At 43.5% G+C, this 22,647-nt stretch carries 19 protein-coding genes; 10 read left to right on the top strand and 9 right to left on the bottom strand.

The features are described from left to right. The first annotated feature begins 2 nt into the window (after positions 1-2). The 7 genes from HJG39_RS16635 to HJG39_RS16605 all read left to right on the top strand — a co-directional run bounded on the left by HJG39_RS16635 (position 3) and on the right by HJG39_RS16605 (position 7,166). A complete protein-coding gene (locus HJG39_RS16635; RefSeq protein ID WP_268410926.1) occupies positions 3-1,130 on the top strand; it encodes a sodium ion-translocating decarboxylase subunit beta in 1,128 nt (375 codons plus the stop codon). Positions 1,131-1,978: 848 nt separating this feature from the next. Next, positions 1,979-3,346, top strand: a complete 1,368-nt coding sequence (locus HJG39_RS16630) for a hypothetical protein (RefSeq protein WP_268410923.1) — start codon at positions 1,979-1,981, stop codon at positions 3,344-3,346. 107 nt (positions 3,347-3,453) lie between these two features. Continuing rightward, positions 3,454-3,798 carry a hypothetical protein gene (locus HJG39_RS16625; protein WP_268410920.1) on the top strand — a complete coding sequence of 115 codons (345 nt, stop codon included), beginning with the start codon at positions 3,454-3,456 and terminating at the stop codon, positions 3,796-3,798. Positions 3,799-3,891: 93 nt separating this feature from the next. Further along, positions 3,892-4,650 carry an NYN domain-containing protein gene (locus HJG39_RS16620; protein WP_268410917.1) on the top strand — a complete coding sequence of 253 codons (759 nt, stop codon included), beginning with the start codon at positions 3,892-3,894 and terminating at the stop codon, positions 4,648-4,650. Positions 4,651-4,743: 93 nt separating this feature from the next. After that, positions 4,744-5,766: a pentapeptide repeat-containing protein gene (locus HJG39_RS16615; RefSeq protein ID WP_268410914.1), complete on the top strand. Its 1,023-nt coding sequence runs from the start codon at positions 4,744-4,746 to the stop codon at positions 5,764-5,766. A gap of 166 nt (positions 5,767-5,932) precedes the next feature. Further along, entirely contained in the window at positions 5,933-6,424 is a 492-nt protein-coding gene (locus HJG39_RS16610) for a hypothetical protein (RefSeq protein ID WP_268410911.1), read from the top strand. A 94-nt stretch (positions 6,425-6,518) separates the two neighbouring features. Continuing rightward, complete coding sequence (locus HJG39_RS16605) at positions 6,519-7,166, top strand: hypothetical protein (protein WP_268410908.1); 648 nt, start codon at positions 6,519-6,521, stop codon at positions 7,164-7,166. A 736-nt stretch (positions 7,167-7,902) separates the two neighbouring features. Here the strand turns inward: HJG39_RS16605 and HJG39_RS16600 are convergent. Both HJG39_RS16600 and HJG39_RS16595 read right to left on the bottom strand, forming a co-directional pair. Next, positions 7,903-8,220: a CcdB family protein gene (locus tag HJG39_RS16600; protein WP_268410904.1), complete on the bottom strand. Its 318-nt coding sequence runs from the start codon at positions 8,218-8,220 to the stop codon at positions 7,903-7,905. Further along, the gene (locus tag HJG39_RS16595) at positions 8,220-8,465 is read right to left on the bottom strand and encodes a type II toxin-antitoxin system CcdA family antitoxin (RefSeq protein WP_268410901.1); all 246 of its coding nucleotides are present in this window, start codon (positions 8,463-8,465) and stop codon (positions 8,220-8,222) included. Before HJG39_RS16595 ends, HJG39_RS16600 begins: the two co-directional genes overlap by 1 nt. Before the next feature lie 401 nt (positions 8,466-8,866). Between HJG39_RS16595 and dapE the strand changes: the two genes are divergently transcribed. Further along, entirely contained in the window at positions 8,867-10,123 is a 1,257-nt protein-coding gene (gene dapE / locus HJG39_RS16590) for a succinyl-diaminopimelate desuccinylase (protein WP_268410898.1), read from the top strand. Positions 10,124-10,241: 118 nt separating this feature from the next. Here the strand turns inward: dapE and HJG39_RS16585 are convergent, their stop codons facing one another. The 6 genes from HJG39_RS16585 to rpsT all read right to left on the bottom strand — a co-directional run bounded on the left by HJG39_RS16585 (position 10,242) and on the right by rpsT (position 19,848). Continuing rightward, complete coding sequence (locus HJG39_RS16585) at positions 10,242-14,492, bottom strand: alpha-1,6-glucosidase domain-containing protein (protein WP_268410895.1); 4,251 nt, start codon at positions 14,490-14,492, stop codon at positions 10,242-10,244. A 324-nt stretch (positions 14,493-14,816) separates the two neighbouring features. Next, positions 14,817-16,538, bottom strand: a complete 1,722-nt coding sequence (locus tag HJG39_RS16580) for a lysophospholipid acyltransferase family protein (RefSeq protein WP_268410892.1) — start codon at positions 16,536-16,538, stop codon at positions 14,817-14,819. A 106-nt stretch (positions 16,539-16,644) separates the two neighbouring features. Further along, on the bottom strand, positions 16,645-17,457 hold the full coding sequence (locus HJG39_RS16575; protein ID WP_268410889.1) for a UDP-2,3-diacylglucosamine diphosphatase: 813 nt from the start codon (positions 17,455-17,457) through the stop codon (positions 16,645-16,647). Between the two features lie 180 nt (positions 17,458-17,637). Continuing rightward, positions 17,638-17,952 carry a hypothetical protein gene (locus tag HJG39_RS16570; RefSeq protein ID WP_268410886.1) on the bottom strand — a complete coding sequence of 105 codons (315 nt, stop codon included), beginning with the start codon at positions 17,950-17,952 and terminating at the stop codon, positions 17,638-17,640. Between the two features lie 9 nt (positions 17,953-17,961). Next, positions 17,962-19,371, bottom strand: a complete 1,410-nt coding sequence (locus HJG39_RS16565) for a M20/M25/M40 family metallo-hydrolase (RefSeq protein ID WP_268410883.1) — start codon at positions 19,369-19,371, stop codon at positions 17,962-17,964. 213 nt (positions 19,372-19,584) lie between these two features. Continuing rightward, positions 19,585-19,848, bottom strand: coding sequence for a 30S ribosomal protein S20 (gene rpsT, locus HJG39_RS16560; protein WP_268410880.1), 264 nt, complete (start codon positions 19,846-19,848; stop codon positions 19,585-19,587). 183 nt (positions 19,849-20,031) lie between these two features. Between rpsT and HJG39_RS16555 the strand changes: the two genes are divergently transcribed. Continuing rightward, complete coding sequence (locus HJG39_RS16555) at positions 20,032-20,523, top strand: GAF domain-containing protein (protein ID WP_268410877.1); 492 nt, start codon at positions 20,032-20,034, stop codon at positions 20,521-20,523. A 64-nt stretch (positions 20,524-20,587) separates the two neighbouring features. Here the strand turns inward: HJG39_RS16555 and HJG39_RS16550 are convergent, their stop codons facing one another. Continuing rightward, the gene (locus tag HJG39_RS16550) at positions 20,588-21,406 is read right to left on the bottom strand and encodes a crotonase/enoyl-CoA hydratase family protein (RefSeq protein ID WP_268410875.1); all 819 of its coding nucleotides are present in this window, start codon (positions 21,404-21,406) and stop codon (positions 20,588-20,590) included. 432 nt (positions 21,407-21,838) lie between these two features. Here HJG39_RS16550 and HJG39_RS16545 point away from each other — a divergent pair, with 432 nt between their 5' ends. Further along, the gene (locus HJG39_RS16545; RefSeq protein ID WP_268410982.1) at positions 21,839-22,624 is read left to right on the top strand and encodes a hypothetical protein; all 786 of its coding nucleotides are present in this window, start codon (positions 21,839-21,841) and stop codon (positions 22,622-22,624) included. Positions 22,625-22,647 lie beyond the last annotated feature (23 nt).

Raw genomic sequence — 22,647 nt, 5'->3', positions numbered from 1 at the left:
TCATGGAAAAGTTAAAGATTCTGTGGGAGACCACAGCACTGGCAAACTTTCAGCCTGCTCAACTGGTGATGATTGTTGTCGGGTTACTACTGTTATACCTTGCTATTGTTAGAAAGTTTGAGCCGTTATTGCTTTTGCCTATCGGGTTTGGAGCGGTATTGACGAACATTCCATTGGCGGGCTTTTCCGAAGCGGGAGGGTTGCTTTACTACGTTTATAAAGTGGGTATTGATACCGGTGTTTTCCCGCTGCTAATTTTCATGGGGGTGGGCGCGCTAACCGATTTTGGTGCGCTCATTGCTAATCCTCGGATGCTGTTGCTTGGTGCTGCCGCTCAGTTTGGTATATTTGCCACCTTATTTGGTGCAATTGCGCTTAACTTTATTCCCGGATTTGAGTTTAGCTTAAAAGATGCCTCTGCCATTGCCATTATTGGTGGCGCAGATGGACCAACCGCTATCTTTCTGGCTTCGCGTTTAGCGCCGGATTTATTGGGTGCCATTGCGGTCGCAGCTTATTCATACATGGCGTTGGTGCCAATTATTCAACCGCCGATTATGAAGCTGCTGACCTCGGAAGCGGAACGCAAAATTGAAATGAAGCAGTTACGCCATGTGAGTCAGCGCGAAAAAATTGTGTTTCCAATCGCCACACTTGGATTAACCATTCTATTTCTACCAACGGCAACACCATTGGTTGGCATGTTCTGCTTGGGTAACTTGATGCGTGAAAGCGGCGTAGTAGACAGGTTAAGTAATACCGCACAAAACGAGCTAATCAATATTGTGACGATCTTCTTAGGGCTCGCGGTTGGTTCTAAACTGTCTGCGGATAAGTTCTTAACAGTTGAAACTCTTGGCATTCTTACCCTTGGCGCATTAGCGTTTGGTATTGGCACGGCGGCTGGCGTATTGATGGCGAAGCTGATGAATAAAGTGTGGGGCGGTATTAATCCACTTATTGGTGCTGCGGGCGTTTCCGCTGTACCTATGGCAGCGCGTGTGGTTAACAAAGTGGGGCTTGAGTCCAACCCACATAACTTCTTATTAATGCACGCGATGGGGCCAAATGTTGCTGGCGTGCTAGGCTCTGCTGTTGCCGCTGGCGTACTACTGGCGCTAGTCGGTTAAAGCAGAAGGCGTTTAAGGCCACAACTCCAAATAAAGCGCACTTTCAGAGTGGGAGGTTAGCTCCCGCTCTCACTTAATTTTATTATTGTTTTTAATAGATTATTTTTCTCCTCTCTTTTTCGCATACCATTCGTTATTTTTAGCATGAAAATTTCATATTTTACAAATAGTTAAAACCTCTAACGAATATCGGTAATAGAGCCCATCAATAACCTTAAAAGACGCTCTGAACACACCAAATTAACCTTTTCCGAAGCATTACCCTATTCATTGAGTTGCAGTGATGATTTCAGCCAGATTCAAAAATGCTTTCTGTGGCGATAAAAATGTGAAATATGCAGATTCCCAATAATGTTAATTACGCGCTCTAAGCTAGTTCTACGGCGGTTCTTAGCAACTCTGCACATGAATAAAAAAACGCTAGATCAAGTCCGCAGGTGCGGCGTGGGGAGAACGACGGAGCTTGAGAGCTGTGTTTGTGTTCAGTGCTTTGATGTTGTCGAGCCGTTGTTTCTTATAGCTTGATGTCGATTCACGGTATAGAACTTAGAGTGGAAATTCTCGCTTTCACGCACTCAAAGGCTCGTTTTTAACAGCGTAATTTTTCTATATGTTTGATAGTAAAGGTACAAATATAACACTTGCTGGATTTACAGAGACCTCTGTAAATTACAATTCTCGCTTTCACCAAAATAATCAACTCAATTAAGAGTAGAAAATTCGGCTATCGTGCTGTTAAAATTAGGGAATGTTTGCGAAGTGGTGAGATTGGGGCGTTACCAATACGTGTTATTACCGAGAATTCGCAGTAATACCCTGTTAGGCTTTCTTATAGGTTTGGTGTAATTATGGATGAAATAAAAATTTTAGATTTAGACCCCAAGCGGTTTAATGCACTTGCTGCGCAATCAAGAAGTCCAGCTGCTGCATATATGAGTGAAGAGCTAGCATATTATACTGATGAAAATGAAATTGTTTTAGGGCTTGTTCTAAGAGATACAATCGATAACGATTTTGTTGGAGTTTTATTCGGAAGAGATGAAGGGGATAGATTTAGGGCTTTTGATGTTGAAGCGTCAATTGAAACTCAAGAGGACGCAACCAACTGGGTGAAAGGTGGAATAAAATGGCACGTCGGTCAAGGTAAAAAAGAGTTTCCTCAAGGAGGCAATGGAAAAAATGTAGATCTATTCACTCCTGTTGTACCTGTGCACAAACAACATTTATATTTCTCAAAATTATCGCAAGAAGAAGCATTTGTACCCGCTAAAACCGTTATTAATGAGTTGATGTCACACTTTGTTGATGTTGATGGTAACTTTGTTGAACAATTTCAAAGTACAGGTTTTGATGCGAGACTGTGGGAGCTTTACTTAAACACTTACCTTAATGAGGAGCAATTATTCTTTAATAGAGAATACAATGCGCCAGATTTTATTGTTGAAAAATATGGACAAAAAGTAGCAATTGAAGCTGTTATAGTTGGTAGAAAATCAGACAATCCTGTTTCAGCTTTTAAAGTCGAACCTAAATATTTAGATCCATCTGAAATCAAAGAGAAACATGAAAATGAAATGCCAATAAAATTTGGCAGCCCTTTATATTCCAAACTAAAAAAAGAATATTGGAATCTTGAACAGGTTAAAGGAAGCCCGCTGGTTTTTGCTATAGCTGATTTTCATGATGATCAATCAATGCAGTGGAGTTCAAATGCATTGATTAACTACCTTTATGGCGTTAAACATGAATTTGATTATGATAAAGATGGGAAGTTAGTCATTTCAGCATTAAAAATTGATAAACATGAGCTGAATGGTAAAGAGATACCTTCTGGCTATTTCTTTCAGCCAGATACTGAAAATGTGAGCGCAATTATATTTTCTGCAAGTGGCACAATATCGAAATTCAACCGTATCGGTAAGCAGGCGGGTTTTGGTGGCGATAACATTATCATGTATCGTTTCGGCACGTATCATGACCATAACCCAGACGCTTCATTGCCAAAGACATTTATGTATCAGGTAACTACGGAATCACAAGAAACATGGGCAGAAGGCTTATCAATGTTTCATAATCCAAATGCTAAATTCCCAGTGCCAGAAGAGCTTTTTCCTTCTATCGCCCACCATCACTTTGATGATGGACAAATAGTAAGCTCATTACCTGAATTTCATCCTTATTCGTCTACAACAATGAATATGAAATTGACAAAATAAAAGCCTAACAAGCCAATTCAAAGGACAAAAAACAGCTGGCTTTTGCTCCTTCGTCGCTAATTTTAGCCAGCTATTTTGTTGCCTCTGATTGGGGCGTTAAGGCTCAAATGAAAATGATCGCCAAAGTCCTAAGAGCTTGCTCGAAGCTGAGATTTAAAATACTCGGTCACGCGACTATCAAGGATATTCCAACTGATCAGTTTAATGAGATTATTGAGTCGTTAATTTCTTCTGGCTGGAAGAAAATCTACGTATACGATGGCTTTGATGCTTGGATAGATTATGGAAAAGTTAAACTTCAATGCGCCGATTGTAAGCTTATCTTCGAGTGGGATAATTGGACTGAAGGTAGTGTTGAGGGACCAGCCAAAGTAATAGAAGATCTTGCCACCACAAATAAATTGGATGCCATCAACGAGTGGCGATGGGCAGAGTACGATGAAAAGCCTTAACAAACACAGGTACGATTGCCCTGCGGGCTGGACTCGTTGCACTCGCCCGTACTGTAAACGTTAAGCATTCCCAGCATCAAGATTGGAGTTTGAATGAAAGATTTGGATGATCACAAAAAAATAGCTGTACTAATAGATGCAGACAATGCCCAATATTCGAAAGTTAAGGCTATATTGGATGAGATATCAGCTCATGGCCATATTGTAATCAAAAGAGCTTATGGGGACTGGTCTAGCGAATATCTTAAGAATTGGAAGCAGTCTTTAAATGAATTGGCAATTCAGCCGATTCAGCAGTTCGCCTACACAACAGGGAAGAACTCAACAGATGCATCAATGATTATTGACGCAATGGACTTACTCTATTCCAATAAATTTGATGCTTTTGCCCTAGTTTCTAGTGATAGTGACTTTACGAAATTGGCTTCTCGACTTAGAGAGTCAGAAATATTTGTTTTCGGTGTGGGAGAAAAGAAGACACCAATTTCATTTAGGAATGCGTGTGACGACTTTATTTACACCGAAAACCTTGGTGCTGAGCTTCTCCCATCACCATCTTCAGTGCCGGAATCTTTAGTTGACCAAGCTACCACTTCAGAAAAAATGAATGCATCGGAGTTAGTGCCATTGCTTAAGAAGGCTTGGAAGCAGTACCAAGATGATGATGGGTGGTCAAATGTTGCATCTGCGGGATCGTTTGTGAAGCGGTCAACACCTGATTTTGATCCAAGAAGCTATGGTGCAACAAAGTTACCTGAAATAATTCAGAGTCTCAGTAAAGACTTTGAAATGAAAAAATATAAAGGTAAAGGTACTGTGAATATCGTTGCCTATAAACCAAAAAATGCTTAACAAGCAAAGGCAGCGGACTTCGCACCGCTGCTTTGGGCGTTATGCGTTTTAGCGAAGTTTTCCAACTTAATAAAAATGGGAGTCTGTATAAAGGTGCAGCCAGCGACCACGAAGGCACATTATTGGATATATAACGAAGGTAGCGCTATCTGGAATCAATGGTTATCAGGGTTTCCTGATAAGGATATATCTGGCAGTGACAAGCTTAACAAGGGTATAAAGGACAAAATAGTTTCTAATATATCCGAGCACTGCCCGCCTGGCACTACGCTTCCTAAACCCAAAGACCAAGTCGATTTTAAAGAAACGGAATGGGATGAAAAGGCTGACTTCCAGGGTTTTATATTTAAATCACAGATAACCTTTGAAGGTTCTGAGTTTAAAAAAGGATGTGACTTCATTGGGGCCGAGTTTCAACACAGAGCTCTTTTTGCACAAACGAGGTTTTATGGCCAGGCTAGCTTTATAAATACTAAGGTTCTGATGCTAATTTCCTTTTACCAGTCGTATTTTGAAGAAGTCCCGTTCATTAATGGAATAGCAATTGAGGGGATAATTAATTTAGATGGCATTGATTGGCCAAGACCACCAAAGATTGAGCAAGGACTAAGCGGCGAGGTTAGAGACAGAGAGTATAAGCGGATATCGAATATAAAAAATGCATATTGTTACCTAAAAGCAGAGATGAATGATCGTCATATGCACGACATGGAAATGGAGTTTTTTAGGCGTGAACTAGAGGCTAAAGCAAGATTAGAAACCACAAAGTCACCTACTAAACTACTAATATGGATATACCGGAAAGTATCGAATTATGGCGACAGTGTAGTAAGACCATTTGCATGCCTATTAGGTGTATGGGTCATATTCTCCCTAGCCTATATGTCTTTTTCAGAAGTGAATGATTGGCTCACATCATTTCATATATCATTTACGAATTCGTTACCGTTTGTTTCCCCAAATAAAATATTGAGCACTGGTGTTATTGACCTCGAGTGTTTAAGCGAAATTGAAAAAATGATGTTTAATATAATGAGAGGCATACAAGTTACATTATCATTATTGTTTGTTTTTTTAATGGGGTTAGGCTTCAGAAACACCTTAAGGCTGAGGTAAATAAATTGCACTTTCTGGTTTGGTAGATAAGTCACGCATAACCATTGCATCAACCGGAGCTACCTCCGCGGTGTTATTCTTGTGCTAAAAGAGCCTAGCACAAGAATAACACCACTACGGCAGGCCGGTTATGCTGAGCGTTATATAAACCATAGAGGTAATGGAATTGACTGGATTAGAAGTTATAGATTCAGCAGTAAAAATAGGCCTGGGTGCTTTGATAGCTGCTTTTTCGAGCTATTTCACTTTGAAGTTAAATCAAAGTTTCGAAGAACGTAAAAGAACTGAAGAGCAATTGTATCGCAATCAAGCAGAGCGAAAATCGCATTATGTTGAATTTGCCGTAAAGTCTCACACCTTACTTCAAAAATACGCTTATATATCTTGCAATCCATCAGGTTCGGACTATTTAGAGTATCTTAAATCATTTAATAGCATACAAATTTTGGCTCCTGATTCAGTGCGTGAGGTAATGAGTGAAGCATTTAATGCAATTACAGTTTTTATTATACGTAATAAAGACCATTCAATTGCAGGAAATTCCAGTAAGGATCTATTAGATCTGAATGACAATTTAATGAAAGATGCAAGGTTGAAGCTGTCGGCGTTCCAAAAATTTGCCCAGCTCGACGTAACACAAGTTTACGCAAAAAATTAAACATAACGAGGCGGTCAAACATCGTCCCGCTTACCGCAACGTTATGTGTAAAAAGAGATCCTGACTATTGTTCCAATCTTCCGATTACGATTTCATGTCTGAAAACATGAAGATAGATGTCATATCTATTGAATCAAAAATATCTGAGCCTTTTTTTGCCGCATATAAATCAATAGCAATTGAGTCTATCCATGCTTTCATTGAGGCAATCAAAGGTTTTGAAGCCTCCGGCAAAAAACGTGAGTTGTACAGCGGTGTTGATAACGAAGCTGAGGAATATATTAATTCATACGCATTGAATCATTTGGGAAATGTGGAAGACACTAATATATATCAAGTCCTAGATGCTTTGCGCCATGCCTTTGTTTCATATGCATATAATGGTCTTCGTCAACTTTATACTCGGCAAGAAAATGAAGGTTGGTATCCTAGAATTGTACTAACAGAAATTTTAATGCCAAATGATATTGATTCACTCGATGAGGTAATTACCATCTATCGTGGTTGCGGATATTGTGACTTTAAAAATAGAAAGTACGGACAAGCATGGACAACCTCATTGAAGATTGCTCAAGATTTCGCATATGTTCATTACGCAGGGCAAGACTGGTTTAGAAAAGATAAACGAACCGTACTGGTAACAAAATACTCAAGAGATGACGTCCTTTTTTCCGATCAATCAATTGAGTTTGAGGTTGTCGTAAATGTAAATAAATTAGAAAATGTACAGATATACACATAACAATCAGCTCCACAGGATTCCCTCCCTTTGTCAACCCTGAACGAGTGCTTCCCTGACATTCTTTCAGTCCATAATCAGTCTTTTTTCTCACTCAAAATAAATGAGCTAACGCACCGGATGAGGCAGTAATGTCGTCGGTTGTCATGCTGGTATGATTCTGGGCTTCCTGCCCTTCATTTGTAGCCAGCCTGCGGCTGTTCAAAATCATTCCCGATGATTTTATCGTAGGTTACTTATTCAATGAATAAGCAGAGCTGACCTTACTCAATCCGCCGTGGCACCTTCTCATCAGTCTATGCTCGTGTGTCTATAAGACTATATGAAGCTATCGAGTCACCTTAAGAGAAATATTGCGGCTACTCTAAATACCTGTTCCAAACTATTAGTCACCTGTAGAGAATTAGGAGCAAACCCTCAGCCGCAGGGAAGCGGCTGTGGAGCCTACATGGAAGTATCCACGGCGAGTTTGCGATAAATCTCTATGGGTGACTGACAATTAAACACAGCTATTTAGCTAGTCCAATATCTTTGATTCCTGTGATAAGTTTAGGTGGTATCTTTCTTGGTTTGGTATATTTACCGTTTGTTCTATTACAGTTTCATCCACTTACTGGTTAATATTCGAGCGGCTAAAGTAGCCTTATAACAAGGCAATTATGGATGGGACGTCTAAAGCTTTGCTGGCGCTCATTCTTCGCTAAGTATAGCCAACTGTTTTTCACCGTTTAATGCGGCGTTATATTCCAGTAATAGCGAAGTCTATTGCATCTATCAGTCGCTCTCTGGATTGTTCCAGCGAACCAATTCGATCATGGAGCACGTCTTCGGGTATAGAACTAAGTTGTTGGGCTAGAAATAAGTATGTTGCGCCTTCGAATTCTATCTCCGGCGTCAAATTTTTCATGTAAAGACTGTTTCTAGTATTGCTATTTGTTAACGGTACAACCAGCCTTGTTGCCAACTGGTCAATTACAGAGTTTTGAACATCAACAAGAAAGGGGTAAGCTTTATTCGTTTTCTTGCTTAGGTTTCTGTAAACATCGAACTGCGCCATTAGACGTTCCTGTACTCATCACCTATACAACCGTTTTCTGCAACAAACTCGTTGTAGGCAGCTATGGCGGCTTTGTTTTCTTTTTTCCATTTCTCTGCTTCAACACTTTTTAGCTTGTCTCTAAGTGCTTGCTCTAGGGTCGCAGACAGGTTAACTTTTAAATTTCTAGCTTTTTGCAATAAGTCGCTGTTTACGCTTAGATTCGTCGCTTTCTTGGGGGCATGGATGTCATATAAATCTTGCATTTTATCACTCCAATTAATTCTACCACCAAGTATACGCATACAGATGCGCACTGCAAAGCATGGTTGGAGTATGCACGAAGCAGCATCAGCTTCGCGTTAAAAACATCAACACCGTGTAAAATAGTGCAATTGCCCCAGAAAAAATCAAGATATATAAGAAACCCTGCTTACCTTGTTCAAAGGTATATTCATGCTGACGTAAATACAAAAACCAGCCAAAACATAAAATAAGAGGAACAATAAAAAGTAGCTGAATCAAGGCGTCGTCCTTTGCTGAATCGATAGCGCAAAATGTAGCAGTCATCAACGCTTATGTCATCTATATGTCGTGTATTTGCCATGTCTCTGTCATCCACTTTTGCTCAAATATCGCAAAATAGTTCAATATTTTGCTGAGTGTTATGTCGTTAAAATCTAACTCTGTTTTATCTTCATCTACCGTTTTTCAGTCCTATGATGCTAAGCAAACGTCAGAGCAAAGCTGCCTAAAGAGCCAAAGCTCAGGCATGTATGGAAAATCTATTCCTTACAGCTATGAATTAATGTTTCGTCCGTCCGTTACGCCGCTAGATGCGGGCTGTCAGGAGTGGTTGGCGAATAAGCTGAAATCACTCGGGTTCACTTGTCATCATTTTGAAGTGAACGGCGTGAAAAACCTTGTGGCGGAAATTGGGCAAGGTGAACGCACTGTCGCGTTTGCAGGGCATACCGATGTGGTTCCCGCAGGGCCTCTGGGAAAGTGGAAAACCGACCCATTTCGCCCCCAAATTATTAATGATGAACTCATTGGGCGCGGCGCAGCGGATATGAAAACTGGCTTAGCAGCTATGTTGGCAGCAACAGAAAGGGCATTTCGCCAGCAGGATAAGTTAAATGCACGTTTCGTTTGGCTCGTCACTAGCGATGAAGAAGGCGAAGCCGAATACGGTAGCAAAGCCATTAAAGCCTTTTTAGATGCCAGAAATATCAACATCGACTACTGCATTGTTGGTGAGCCTAGCGCGAAGCAATATACCGGTGATGCCATTAAAGTGGGGCGGCGCGGGGCGATTTCGGCGAAAGTAAATGTGTTTGGAAAACAAGGTCATGTGGCGTATCCGCAGTATGCCGACAACGCCATCCATAAAATGGCGCGGGTGATAAATATCCTTGAAGCTATTGAATGGGATGAAGGCAGCGATGATTTTCCGGGAACCAGTTTGCAAATCACCCATGTGGACTCTGGAGAGTTCACCGATAACATCGTACCGGCAACGTGCGCCATCCGTTTTAATATTCGTTATAGCCATCATTACTCTCAAGCGGAGCTTGAAGCTTTGGTTAACGACAAACTTCAGTGCATTACTGATGATTATGAAATCACTTGGGAAAGAGCGTGTGAACCTTATTTCACGCCAGCTAAACCATGCCAATGTTTAATTGGTGCGGTTGAACGTGCTATTCATAAAAACACTGGAAAATTCCCTGTGTTATCTACGGCGGGCGGCACCTCTGACGGACGCTTCTTTGCGTCAGATAACACACAAGTGGTGGAAGTGGGAGTACCGAATCAAACCATACATCAAGTGAATGAACGTATTAATGTGTCTGATTTGGTGACGTTGGAAGACATTTACACGGATTTATTAGGGGAGTTGTTGTTTAGTAACCTTGATTGAGGTTGGTTAAATGGATGTTTAGCGTTGTCCAACACCTGTTAGCTTCCACTTTTGAGTTGTTTCAAAAACGTCATTACTCAAAAGTGGAAGCGTAAAAATGTGTTAATACTAATTCACGCTATTGGCGCGTGATGCTTACCTCTGGTGTGGTGGTGCTTGGGCCGCGTAGCATAAACTGGTAGTTACCTGCTTGTTCGATACTAAAGCCGATATCGCCGCCGCTTGGAGCAAGTTGTAGGGCATTACCAAAGCCAAGTTGATTGCCGTTTGAACCAGCGCCTAAATCCACTACGTCCCAGTTTTCTGAGCCAAACTTAAACTCATAGTTGCCCGCTGCAAGTGTTAGGATCGCCGTGTAGATGTGGCTACCATCAAACACCATTGGGTTGTCCGTACTCCAGCCATTCATGGTGCCGCGCACAAATACCGTGGTGTCGCCAAACATGCCTGCTTGGTCTACGGAAATAAAGGCGTTTTGCGGATTAGCTGCATCGAATACGAAAACATAATCGCCATCTGTGGCAATGCTCAACGTAATGTTGGCGCCGTTATCCACTAGGCTGACCGTTGAACCTGCGCTAAGAGCGGAGTCGGAACCTAAGTTCACCGTAGACCAATCCGCTGTGGCGACTTTGAACTCGTAATCGCCAGCGGCAAGTTGCATCGAAATCTCGTATTTACCTGCGCCAATGTAATCAAAGGCGTCAGTTTCACCCCAGCCATTCATGGTGCCGCGAAGCAAAATTGTGCTGTTAGGGTAAGGTTCTTCTGTGCGAATGGTAAGCGTGACCGCATCGGTGTTGCTGGCGTCGACCACAAACACATAGTTGCCGGTTTCGGTTGGTGTAAAGGTTAAGTTGGCACCGTTATGCACCAAGCTAAAGGCGCTATTTAGCATCACGTTGGCATTGCCATCGGTGCCACCAGAGTTCACCGTAGACCAATCTTCACTCGCTACTTTAAATTCGTATTGCGTCTCGGCATTTAAGCTCAAGCGCGTTTGATACACACCTTCACCTTGGTAGTTCAAGGCATCGTTTGTGCTCCACTCATTCATGGTGCCACGCACGTATATTGTGGTATCGCCATAAGGCGCGGTATCTGGCTCGCCGATGGTGGCAAACGGCGAAAGTCCTGTGCCTTGTGCCGAACCTTGGTTTTTCACAAATACCGCTAGGCTGTAAGCTGGCACGGTAAATTCACCACCGTCAGCATTGGCAGTGAACTGCGCGGTTTGGATGTTGGCATCCACTGAGTTTTGCTGAATCGGATGCAAACTAAAGCCCGTGGCACTTGGCACATTATGTGTGATGGCGGCATCGGTAGCGTTAATCATTAGCACAATCGCATCAACAGTTGGGTCGATGTCTTCCAATCCTGCGCCATCATCAATGCTCATGACAATTAACCCGCTGGCTTGGTTGGAGCCCACATTATGAAAACCAATGCGGTTTTTAATGTCTTGTGCGGTGGTTAAGCGGAACAGTTTGCTGGATGAGCGAATGCGTAATAATTCTTCAAACACAGCGGCGGCAAATTGTACGTCTGTTGCGCTTGGTGCGCGATTCGCATCGGCAAGAATATCAACGATCTCATCGTAACGGGCTTGGTTCTCCTGACGCGATGGCAGGCCAATATTCCAGTTGCTTGTTTGCAGGGAGAAATCCACGCGGTTGAACCAATCTCCGGCATCGAAGGAGTTTCTGTCCATGGATTTTGAACGCAGGAAGTCGCCACCAAGTTGAAGGAACGGAATGCCTTGGCTTAACAGCGGAATGCCCATCGAGATATTTTGTGCGCGCACGCGGTTCTCAAGAGAAATGTCCGAAGGTAAGGTGTAGTTGAGTTGATCCCAAAGGGTTTCGTTATCGTGCTTGGAAACGTAGTTGATGATGTCGGCAGGATCGCCGGCGTAGGCGCCAAGTGTGCTGGCTTTCACAAAGGCGTTATTGGCGTTCATCAGTTCGTAGTCCACTAAGGTTCCTGCTAAGGACATCCGAATTTTGTCCTGTACGTTGAGCGTGCCTGTGGCGGTATTGCCGCTGAACATGGCGGCACCGCGCACGGCTTCGCGGATTTGGTCGTTGAAAGTGCCGACTTCGGTATTGGCCATGTTCTTTTGCGTGGCTTGTTCGAATAAACGGTCGCCTGCTACTTCACCAAAATCCCAACCTTCGCCGTAAAAGTAGTTGTCAGCGTCGATGCTTTGTACCGCATCGCGAGCCGCGAGAATGGCAGATTTCGGCACGTGACCCATTAAGTCGAAACGGAAGGCATCATACTTGTAGTGCTGCGCCCACATCATTAACGAGTCCGTCATGAATTTTTCCATCATACGGTTTTCTGTGGCGGTGTTTTCGCAGCAGGTTGAGCGCTCAATGTCGCCAGTTACCGCGTTGTAGCGGTGATAATAGCCCGGTACTAATTTGTCGAGTACCGAGTTAATGCTCACGCCAGAGGCATTGGTGTGGTTGTAAACCACATCTAAGGCAACGCGCAGGCCGATGTTGTGCAAGCCCATGATCATGGCGCGCATTTCTTTAATGCGGGTGCTGCCTTCGGCATCGGTGGCGTAACTGCCATCCGGTGTGTTGAAGTGATGCGGATCGTATCCCCAGTTGAAGCTGTCGAAGTTACGCATATCGCTGGCAAGTTGTTGGGCATCTTCTGAGGCGGGGTCGAAGCTAGCAAAAACATCCATTAAGGTTTCGCTGCCCTCGTGAGTAGCACAAATGGCAGCACCAGCGTTAACGGCGCATAAGTCGGAAACTTTGTCGTCTAAATTTACGCGTGAGCTTTCGTCTTCGTCAATGCTGGCAATATCGTTTGCCGGTAACACATGGAAGTAGTTCAAACCCGCATCTACAAGCTTTTTCAAGTGCTGCATAGGAACCGAGTTTTCGTCAGTAAAGGCCAAATACTTGCCACGATGTGCGGGTGTGACGCTTGGGTCCAAGATGCTGAAATCACGAATATGACCTTCGTAAATCACCGCGTCTTCTAGGTTGGCAATCTCAGGAATCGAATGGGTATCCCAACCTTGCGGTTTGAGTTTGTCGTCGTTTAGGTCAATGAACTGTGAGTAACGACCATTGGTGGATACGCTCACCGAGTACGGATCGGTGACGTTAATCTCGCGCACCTCGCCTGCAACGGGATGATATAAGGTCACGGCAAAACGATAGAAGTGCTCGTCCATGTCTTCGCTTAGGGTTGCTGTCCACGCGCCTGTATTAGCTTGGTAGCTCATGGGCTCAGATTGCACCAGCGCTTTGTTGCTATCGTATACATTTAAGGTCACGCTTTGCGCGGTAGGTGCCCACGTTGCCACTTCAATGTTTTCACCCACGTATTGAATGCCGTAGGTTTGCTCGTCGGCATCGTTTTCACCTTGCGTAAACAGGTTATCTAACAAGCGAGGAATTTGAACGCGCGTTGCGCCAACCACATCGCCTTCATCGTCGTAGGCAATGGCAATGAGTTGTGAGCGCAGCATGGTTGTCATTTGCTCAGGCGCAAGCTCAAGGTGGAAGGCTTGCCAATTAGGTTGGTTAATTTCAACTGCCGCTGGGTCGTTTTCTGCTTCGCCTGCACTTAGGGCAATAAAACTGTCGCTATCAATGCCCGACTCGGTGAAATTCAGGTCGCCTTGCATCGAATGATACAAGCGCACATCGGAGGCAATGCTTGGGTCCATATTCCACACTAGCGTGGTGGGGTTAACCCAGTGCGCTGCGGCGCCGCTTAGGGTAACGGGCACTTCGATGGTGGGCTCGGTGAACAGTTGGTCTACGCCGGATAGTGTCCAAATCATGCGCGAACCGGTTAAGTCCATCAGTTGATCTTGCTGGGAAATGTCTTTTACACCTGCCGCATCGTGAACAATAAAGTTCATGCAGTTGGAATAGTCTTCTAACAGCGGAATGATGAAATAACCGCCGTAGTTTGGGTCTATTCCAGCAATTGACGGGCCATCGGGCCATGTTGTTGGGTTAGCAACCGTGTTTGGACAAGCATCGTTATTCCATAAGTGCAACACCCAGCCATCGTATTCGGCATCGGGGCGGTTATAGAAAATAATGGCTTCGCCCGGCTGAGCAGACACCACGGGTTCTGGCATCATACAAGCATCACCTGTTGCATTGGGAACTTGTGGTGATTCACAGGTGAGTGAAGGTGGCTCAGCAGGCGGCTCTGTTGGTGAAGGGGGCTGAACTGGTTCCGGCAACGTTACTGGTAAACTTGCGCTGTTGTCGAAACAACCTGCAAGCAATATCGACAAACACATGCTGCCGATTTTTATACTGCTTTTTAACCCGCGCGTAAATGCTCGTGGCGTATTCTTATGCGTATCTGGATGGTTATCCATAGCAACCTCTTAATAGATGGGGCGCTATGTGTTTCACAAGCGTTACCCAAATGTTAACAAATTGCTAAAAACTAACCTGTTGCCGCTAGAGGTCAAGTTTTTAGGCTCTGAATTCGTATGCATAACGCCGAATGAGTGAATTTCAGAGTCATAGAAGTGAATTGGGCGGCGTTTAATCACTTAAGTCGTTGTGCGAATGCGTTAAAGTCACCGGTAGAAACTTATCGCAAACTCGCTGTGAATACTTCCATGTACGCTCCGCAGAAGCTTCCCTGCGGCTGAGGGTTTGCGCTTAATTCTCTACCGATGATTTCAATAATACAGTTATGCAGATGCCAATGTATCAGGCATATAGCGCTGACGTTTTTTGTCTTTGAGTTTGCTAAGGTCTACCAAAATTAAACCATCAATGCAGTCGTTGAAATCAGGGTCAACACCAAAGCTTAAAAAGCGCACTCCACCTTGCTCACAAAGCTCAGTGTATTGCTTGTACAAGGTGGGGATGGCAACGCCCATGTTAGCCAACAAATGCTTGAGTTTGGTGAAATCTTCCTTGTAGTTCTCGCCGCTAAACGATTGCTGTAAATCGTTAGGTAAGCGATAAGGATGGTTAGATTTTGCAATATCTTGGCTGCAACCAAAATATAACTGATAAAACTCGACTAACAGGTCTTTAGCGGGTTGAGGAAAATTGTTGCTGAGTGAGACAGGGCCAAATAAATAACGGTATTGTGGATAGCGAGATAAAAACGCACCAATGCCGTACCACAAGTAATCTAAGCTGCGTTTGCCCCAATACTTAGGCTGTACAAAGCTGCGCCCAAGCTCTAAGCCTTGCTCGAAGTAGCGCTGCATACCTGCTTCGTAGTTAAATAAACTGGCAGAATATAAACTGTCCATCCCATTGTTTTCAATGAGGTATTTGGCATCGCCTAAACGATACGCGCCAACTATTTCGAGATCTTCTTTATCCCATAGAATGAGGTGCAAATATTGGGTGTCGTGGTGGTCGACATCTCGGCGTTTGTTGCTACCTTCGCCTACGGCGCGAAACGCAATCTCCCGCAAGCGGCCAATTTCTCTTAATAGCGGCGAGCTACCTTGGTAACGGTATAGATGAATCTCTTTGCCATCGGATGTATGGCCGAGTAATTCGCAACTGGTTTTGATGGCTTTGCATAGCGCTTTTCTGTCTTCTGGGCCTGCAATGGGGTTTTGGGTTTCGAAAATTCCGGGCTTATTGCTCGCAATTCTGTATAAATGGCGTTTGAAAAGTTTGGTTTTTGCGCGCGCCGAGATTTTCATGTCACCGTAAGATTCATAAGGGATTAACTTACCGATGCGCATGGGAAGATGGCTTTTGCGGTTTTTGTGCTTGAACATTTCTTTAACCAACAGCAGGGTGGCTAAAGGTTTGTAAAGCATTGATGCCCCGTAAAATGTCGGGGAATTTTTAGCATCAACGAAAATAGGAACGATAGGCGCTTTGGCTGCACTTGCCATACGCACAAATCCGCTATGCCATTTGGTGTCTCTGATGCCTTGCGGGCGTAATCTGGAGACTTCGCCTGCTGGAAACACAATTAGCGCCGAGCCGGACTCTAAGTGTTCATGAATGCGCTGAATATCTTCGCGTTTTGAGTTGCCTGTCATTACGTTCACTGGCAATAGCATGCTGCGCATAGGCTCAATGGCCATTAGCATTTCGTTGGCAACGGCTTTGACATCGGGGCGAATTTCGCTCACCAACTTAATTAACGCCAAGCCATCGACCGTGCCAATCGGGTGGTTAGCGATGATGACAACCGGGCCTTCACTGGGAATATTGTGCCGCTCGTTATCGCGAACGGTGTAACTGATATTGAAGTATTCTAACGCCTGTTCAACAAAATCAACGCCTTGAACGTAAGGATAGTGTTCGCCAAATTCGCGTAGTTCTGACTCATGCAGTAATCGGCGCAAAATAAAGCCAGAGCACTTATAAAGCCACGGGCGCTCAGCCAGTTTAGGATAATGCTTATTGAGTACATCATTAACAGTAAACATTCGGTCTCACCTTATTCTCTTTCGGCCGAACTGTAGCGGTTGCGTATTACGAAAAAATGCAAAAAATATGGCGATTCCGTGACAGCGATGCGTTATCCAAAAGGTACTATGCCGCTTTGCTGTTTACTGTTTTTTTATCTTTAATATTTAGCACGTTAGTGGGATTTTCTGTGGTCGCAATGTTAGTCCAGAATTGCAATTGGATATGACCTTGGTGGTCTTCAACTAGCGCTGAGCAGTTTTCAATCCAGTCACCTGTATTAAAGTAAGTGCGACCTTGCTGTTCAATTTGCTCTGGGTGATGAATGTGACCACAAACCACACCATCAAGCCCCATTTCTTGAGCGCGTTTTAAACACGCTTGTTGATAGCGCTCAATGGCTTTGTTCGCACCGTTTATACGGCTTTTGATGTAGCCCGCGAGAGACCAGTAAGAGAAACCCATCCAGTGCCTTGCTTTGTTGTACCATCGATTTAAAAACAGCAGTAAGTCGTAGCCCTTATCGCCAATCCAAGAATGGATTGGGCCAAAACAGACTTCTTCATCGAATTGATCGCCGTGTAGCAACAGCAGCTTTTTACCATCTGCGGTGGTATGAATGTACTGACGATGGATTTCAATATCACCAAACACCATGCCATCGTACTGCTGAGCGGGTTCATCGTGGTTGCCAGGCAAGTAGATCACGTTTGTGCCAGCCTGTGGCAAGTTCAGTAAATAATGGAAAAGTTGGTTGTGCGATTTGGGCCACATAAACTGCTTGCTCATTGCCCACATATCGACAATATCACCGACAAGGTAAAGGGTGTCGATTTGCGTGTGCTGCAAGAAATCTAGCAAGTATTCTGCTTTACAATCTTTATACCCTAGGTGGATGTCTGAGAGCCAAACGGTGCGATAATGCTGTGTGGTTTTCATGGCTGCTGCCCCATGTGTTTATTGACTGAGCTTTTACAAAACCTTTGCAATGCCTGCAAAGAGCGTAAAAAACAGCCATGACAACCACATGAATCTTGTATGAAGCTACGGTGACATACGCGAGCGACAGCACACGTTTTGCGATGAGTCTAACTGTGAGGGAAGATGAGCTTTGAAGGTTTAATTGGGCTTGCTCACCCAATGAAAGAGTGCCGCAATTACGCCTTTATTTTCAATTACACGGTAGTCCTGACAATTGGTTTGCTCTTTTTTCCCGTAGCAAATATGGAGGTGCTGAGTGTCTCTATCGTATTTCACGAAGTCTGCTTGAGCGTCGGATAATATACCGGATTGCCCGAAGGTGTCCCAGTAAATCGCTTCAGAGACAATGTTGGCACTTTTGTATTTGAGTAATTGGGGCATTGGAACAACAAGGACGATTGCCAGAATGACAATCGCCAATGTAATTAAGCTGATAAGGTGAGATCTGCGCATTATGACCTTTTATTGGGCTGGCTCAAGTTCTGGTGCTGGACGAGGGTCAACATCAGAGTTTGCCATCATATAGGCAAAAATAGCGTAAGCGGTTTGGTTTTGGCGAATATCATCAAGATTAATTTTGTCTAAGGTGTCGTTGGGCGTGTGATGATAGTCAAAGTAATAGGTTCCATCCTGGCGCAAAGATACAACAGGAACGCCTTTCGCAGGTAGCATATAAATGTCTGGTCCACCTGTTGCTGTATTAGGACCAAGTTTAATACCTAAAGGTTTTAGCGCTTTTTCAAGCTTCTTAGCAAAAGGTAGGGCCGGGGCTGCAAATCGAGTATCAATTTGGTAAATGGAACCGGCGCCAAAGTCTGACTCTGCGGCAACAATAATTTGCTCTAGCGTGTCTGCGTTGTCTTTGGTGTATTGTTTGGCACCAATTAAACCGAACTCTTCATTGGCATAAAGAACAACTCGAATGCTTCGTTTTGGTTGACCAAGGGTGTTTTTTACCAGTGTTGCAGCGGCTGTAACAATTCCGACTCCTGCGCCATCATCTAATGCGCCGGTACCTTCGTCCCATGAATCTAAATGCGCGGCTAAGTGAATAAACTCATTTGGTTTTTCGGAACCGGTTATTTCGCCAATAACATTATAAGAGGTTTGCCAGCCATGTTCTTTGGCTTGCATGTTGACATGCATAGTGACGGGGTTGGTAGTGTCAAACATCGCCTCGAGTGTGTCTGCATCGGCATTTGATAAAGCACCCGCAGGGATTTTTTTCACATCAGGGCTGTAGCGCATTGCACCGGTATGGGCGAAACGTGAATTATCCGTACCAACGGAACGAATTAATATAGCTTGGGCATTCGCGCGAGCGGCTTCAATGGCGCCTTGTGAACGGCCTACAACAACCGGACCATAGCCTTTACCCGCACGATCTCGTTGCATCTTCTTGTTGATGAATACAATTTTCCCGGAGACATCTTCAGGGGGCGTTTGTTGCAAGGCTTCAAGCGACTCGACCATGAGCACTTCGGCTTTGAGACCTCCTTTTGGGGTTGCTACCGAGCCACCTAACGCGGTAATAACAACGCTGTGTTCGTATGGTGAGATGATTTTGGCTTCCGCTAAGCCCCTTGACCAATTGCGGACACGAACAGGTTGTTTATAGACTTTGTCGAAACCGAGAGTCTTTAATTTAGCTTCTGCCCAAGCAACCGCTTTTTTATCGCCTTCGCTACCAGCGATACGGGGACCGACTTCAATAGTGAGCGATTTTACAATGTCAAAGGCGAGGTCACTAGACTCTGATGCATTGGTTAGCTGTTGCAAATCGGCTTCATTTGCCAGAGTAGCTCCTAACGGTGAGGCAATTAACCCGAATGTAAAGAGAATGGATGTTAGAGAGGAGAACTTCATTGCCATGTTGTTGTAAACTTCCTAAGACTTGTGAAAAGTGCGTGAATTGTATAGAAAAAGGAAGCGCGATGCCGCAAAAAATTGGTGACAAAATATATAGGCATTATTTAGGGAAGAATAGGTTATGAAGTGGTGGAGATTATTACCAATTGGGCACTATAAAGGTAAATGAAAGGCAATAAAAAAGCGCCTTAAGGCGCTTTTTAGAAACGATAACGATTAGGCTAAAGCTTTGATTTGAGCAACTAAACGGCTTTTTTGACGTGCCGCTTTGTTTTTGTGGATCAAACCTTTAGTCGCCATACGGTCAAGAATTGGTGTTGCATCAGCATATGCTTGCTCTGCTGCCGCTTTGTCACCAGATTCGATAGCTGCACGAACTTTCTTAACGTAGGTACGCATCATTGAGCGACGGCTTGCGTTGTGCTGACGGCGCTTCTCTGACTGAATCGCACGTTTCTTAGCAGACTTGATGTTAGCCAAGATATAACTCCCAAAACAATTCACTATAATTTCAAGGGTGCGAATTCTGCCTAGACGCCGCACATTTGTCAATCGCTTTATTGCTTTTTAGGTGAGGCTAGCACAAAGTTGAATGCTCTTAGGTTACTCATTTTGTAAATCCTTTAGTATAGTTAAGCTTATTTAGTTAATTTTATGCAGCGTATGATGAAGCCTAAAGTCCCCAGCAATGAAGCTGAACGACTCTGTGCCCTTAATGAATTGAATATTCTTGATACCCCACCAGAATCTTGTTTTGACGATATTACTGAACAAGCTAAGTCGTATTTTAAGCTCCCAATTGCGTTGGTGAGCTTAGTTGATGACCGACGTCAGTGGTTTAAGTCGAAACAGGGATTATCTGTGTCTGAAACCGCTAAAGATATTTCTTTTTGCGGACACGCTATCAACCACGATGATGTGTTATATGTTCCCGATACGAAAGAAGATGTGCGGTTCGCCACTAATCCGCTGGTGGTTGGAGAACCCTACATTCGCTTTTACGCAGGAGCACCATTGATTCTGCGCCAAGATATCAGACTGGGTACTTTGTGTGTGATTGACAGAGTACCTCGAGAATTTAGCGATGTTGACCTAATGGTATTAAAAGAATTAGCGGCATCTGTGTTATTTATTATTAATTCTGAATTTGTTTAGGTTGGTATATGTGGACAAACAGATACATTGAAATATCTGTTTGTCTACTTTTTATATTTTGATTTTAGGATCTATCTTTATATGGAAGATCGGGTTTTCCCGAGTGACGCTTAACAGCGATTTTTTGATTTCTCCCTAATAGCATTTTCCATTGCCAAAAGCTTTCTCTTGCTAATATTGCAGCGTCGTTTTTATGCCATGCTTGATGGAATACTTGTTTTATTTTCGCAATTGCATCTGGCGAGTTTTGAGTTATTTCAGAAATTATTTTTTTTGCCTTTGTTTTAGGGTCATCACTGATATAAGACAAAATTTTGTTTTCTAATGCTTCTTGAGCATCAATGACTTTTGCTGTCATTGCTAATTCTAGTCCTTGATCTAACGCCATCACTTCACGCATGCCAATGGTGCCTCCCATATCAGGAATGAGCCCCCATTTAGCTTCCATTACTGAAAGTGTTGATTCCGGTGTCGCAATTCTAAAATCCCCTCCAAGTGCTATCTGAAGGCCGCCACCCCAGCAACGACCATGGATGCACATAAATACGGGCACAGGTACTTTGCGCCAATTTGTGCTCACACGCTGAGCCAAGTTGGAATGGCCAGGCAGCCATTTCCACAGTAGTTTTAAACCACGAGAGGGTTTTTTTAGGATGGATTTAATATCTAAGCCTGAGCAAAAGTCGACGCCTTCTCCTGTCACGATGACGGCTCGAATTTTCTTATTCTTACGCAATTGCTTAGAAATTTTATCAAGTTGATAAAACATATCCATATTCAGAGCATTGTGTTTGTCGGGGCGATTTAAGCTAACAATTGCAATATCATTCTCAAAATTAAGCAGAACACAACTTGTTCTATTTTCAGTATTTTTGTGGCTCATTTTTAGGCTTCCAGAGCAAAGGATTTAAACGGGCATTTGAATTTTTATTTTAACCTTAATAATCCATTTTTTTATTGGTAAATCACTCTTTTAGTTTAAGCGAAAACTCACCTTTAAGAGAAAAAAGTAATCAATTATGTTTAATATGAATGTAAAAATCTTGTAAAAATTGGAAATTAATGTTTAATTAATATTCTACCAGATAGGACCTCATACCAGTTGCTTTTTAAGTCGCTGGTGCATTGGGAGAATTACACGCTGGGGACGGGCACTTATCTGCGTAGAGTACATTAAAAACTAAAAGTGAAATATTGTCGTTATTTTTGTTTAGCGGCATGTTTATCACAACAAGATTGGAGTGAAAACGTGAAAATTTTCAAGATTGTAGGCTCGTTACTACTTTTAGGCTTCTCGGCCGTTAGTAGTGCAAACATGGGGGTGGCATTCGTACATGGTACTGGTAACCAAACGGATGCATATAATGACTATTGGACAGGCGATTTTGTTCGTTCTGTTATGTCAGGTAACGGTAGTCGTTACACCGTTGTTAACTGTAAATTCGAAGAATTTATGTGGACGGATCCCGCAGCGGGTTGTTTAGCTGGTCAGTTGACCAACTTCATCAATGCCCAAGGTATTACTTCACTAAACATCATTACTCACTCTAACGGTGGTAATGTTGTACGCTGGATCATGTCGAACCCAACGTGGGATTCGCGCTATCCAAACATCATCAGCAAAACAAGACAAGTTATCGCGCTAGCGCCATCAAGCAAAGGAACACCTCTTGCTGATGCGGTTATTGACGGTAACGTGTTTGAAAATGTACTTGGCTGGATCTTAGGCTATCAGAGCGATGCGGTACAAATGCAACGTGAAGCAGACATGGCTTATTACAATGCTAACTGGTTACTCGGTACGTCTGGTCGTCCTTCGTTACCTAAAACATTTAAATCGGTTGTGGGTTCTGATGTTGAATCTTCACCGTTCGATGGCGATAGCTACTGTGGTGGTTATCAGTATCAGGTCGGTCTTGAAACCACGCAAAACTGGTTAGATGGCTGTTCTGATGGCTTCTTAAACTGCTCATCTCAAGCGGGCGCGGGGAGTGTTTGGTTCTATGATACATGGCGTACATCTGGTGATGAGCCATTGAGCCACCATCAGTCTCGTCGCGATTGTTTCAATCTTGACGTTATCATCCGTAACGACATCTAAGCAGGAGCCAGAACATGAAAAAG

This window comes from Alteromonas sp. a30, assembly GCF_026788005.1.
Taxonomy (GTDB): Bacteria; Pseudomonadota; Gammaproteobacteria; order Enterobacterales; family Alteromonadaceae; genus Paraneptunicella.
This window is presented reverse-complemented; position numbering and strand designations above follow the sequence as displayed.

Excerpts from the sequence above, each read along its gene's own strand:
- HJG39_RS16625 (WP_268410920.1), top strand. The coding sequence starts at position 3,454 with ATGAAAATGATCGCCAAAGTCCTAAGAGCTTGCTCGAAGCTGAGATTT.
- HJG39_RS16605 (WP_268410908.1), top strand. The coding sequence starts at position 6,519 with ATGTCTGAAAACATGAAGATAGATGTCATATCTATTGAATCAAAAATA.
- HJG39_RS16630 (WP_268410923.1), top strand. The coding sequence starts at position 1,979 with ATGGATGAAATAAAAATTTTAGATTTAGACCCCAAGCGGTTTAATGCA.
- HJG39_RS16595 (WP_268410901.1), bottom strand. The coding sequence starts at position 8,465 with ATGCAAGATTTATATGACATCCATGCCCCCAAGAAAGCGACGAATCTA.
- HJG39_RS16565 (WP_268410883.1), bottom strand. The coding sequence starts at position 19,371 with ATGGCAATGAAGTTCTCCTCTCTAACATCCATTCTCTTTACATTCGGG.
- HJG39_RS16580 (WP_268410892.1), bottom strand. The coding sequence starts at position 16,538 with ATGTTTACTGTTAATGATGTACTCAATAAGCATTATCCTAAACTGGCT.
- HJG39_RS16575 (WP_268410889.1), bottom strand. The coding sequence starts at position 17,457 with ATGAAAACCACACAGCATTATCGCACCGTTTGGCTCTCAGACATCCAC.
- HJG39_RS16550 (WP_268410875.1), bottom strand. The coding sequence starts at position 21,406 with ATGAGCCACAAAAATACTGAAAATAGAACAAGTTGTGTTCTGCTTAAT.
- HJG39_RS16570 (WP_268410886.1), bottom strand. The coding sequence starts at position 17,952 with ATGCGCAGATCTCACCTTATCAGCTTAATTACATTGGCGATTGTCATT.
- HJG39_RS16635 (WP_268410926.1), top strand. The coding sequence starts at position 3 with ATGGAAAAGTTAAAGATTCTGTGGGAGACCACAGCACTGGCAAACTTT.
- HJG39_RS16555 (WP_268410877.1), top strand. The coding sequence starts at position 20,032 with ATGATGAAGCCTAAAGTCCCCAGCAATGAAGCTGAACGACTCTGTGCC.
- HJG39_RS16620 (WP_268410917.1), top strand. The coding sequence starts at position 3,892 with ATGAAAGATTTGGATGATCACAAAAAAATAGCTGTACTAATAGATGCA.
- HJG39_RS16585 (WP_268410895.1), bottom strand. The coding sequence starts at position 14,492 with ATGGATAACCATCCAGATACGCATAAGAATACGCCACGAGCATTTACG.
- HJG39_RS16545 (WP_268410982.1), top strand. The coding sequence starts at position 21,839 with ATGGGGGTGGCATTCGTACATGGTACTGGTAACCAAACGGATGCATAT.
- dapE (WP_268410898.1), top strand. The coding sequence starts at position 8,867 with ATGTCGTTAAAATCTAACTCTGTTTTATCTTCATCTACCGTTTTTCAG.
- HJG39_RS16600 (WP_268410904.1), bottom strand. The coding sequence starts at position 8,220 with ATGGCGCAGTTCGATGTTTACAGAAACCTAAGCAAGAAAACGAATAAA.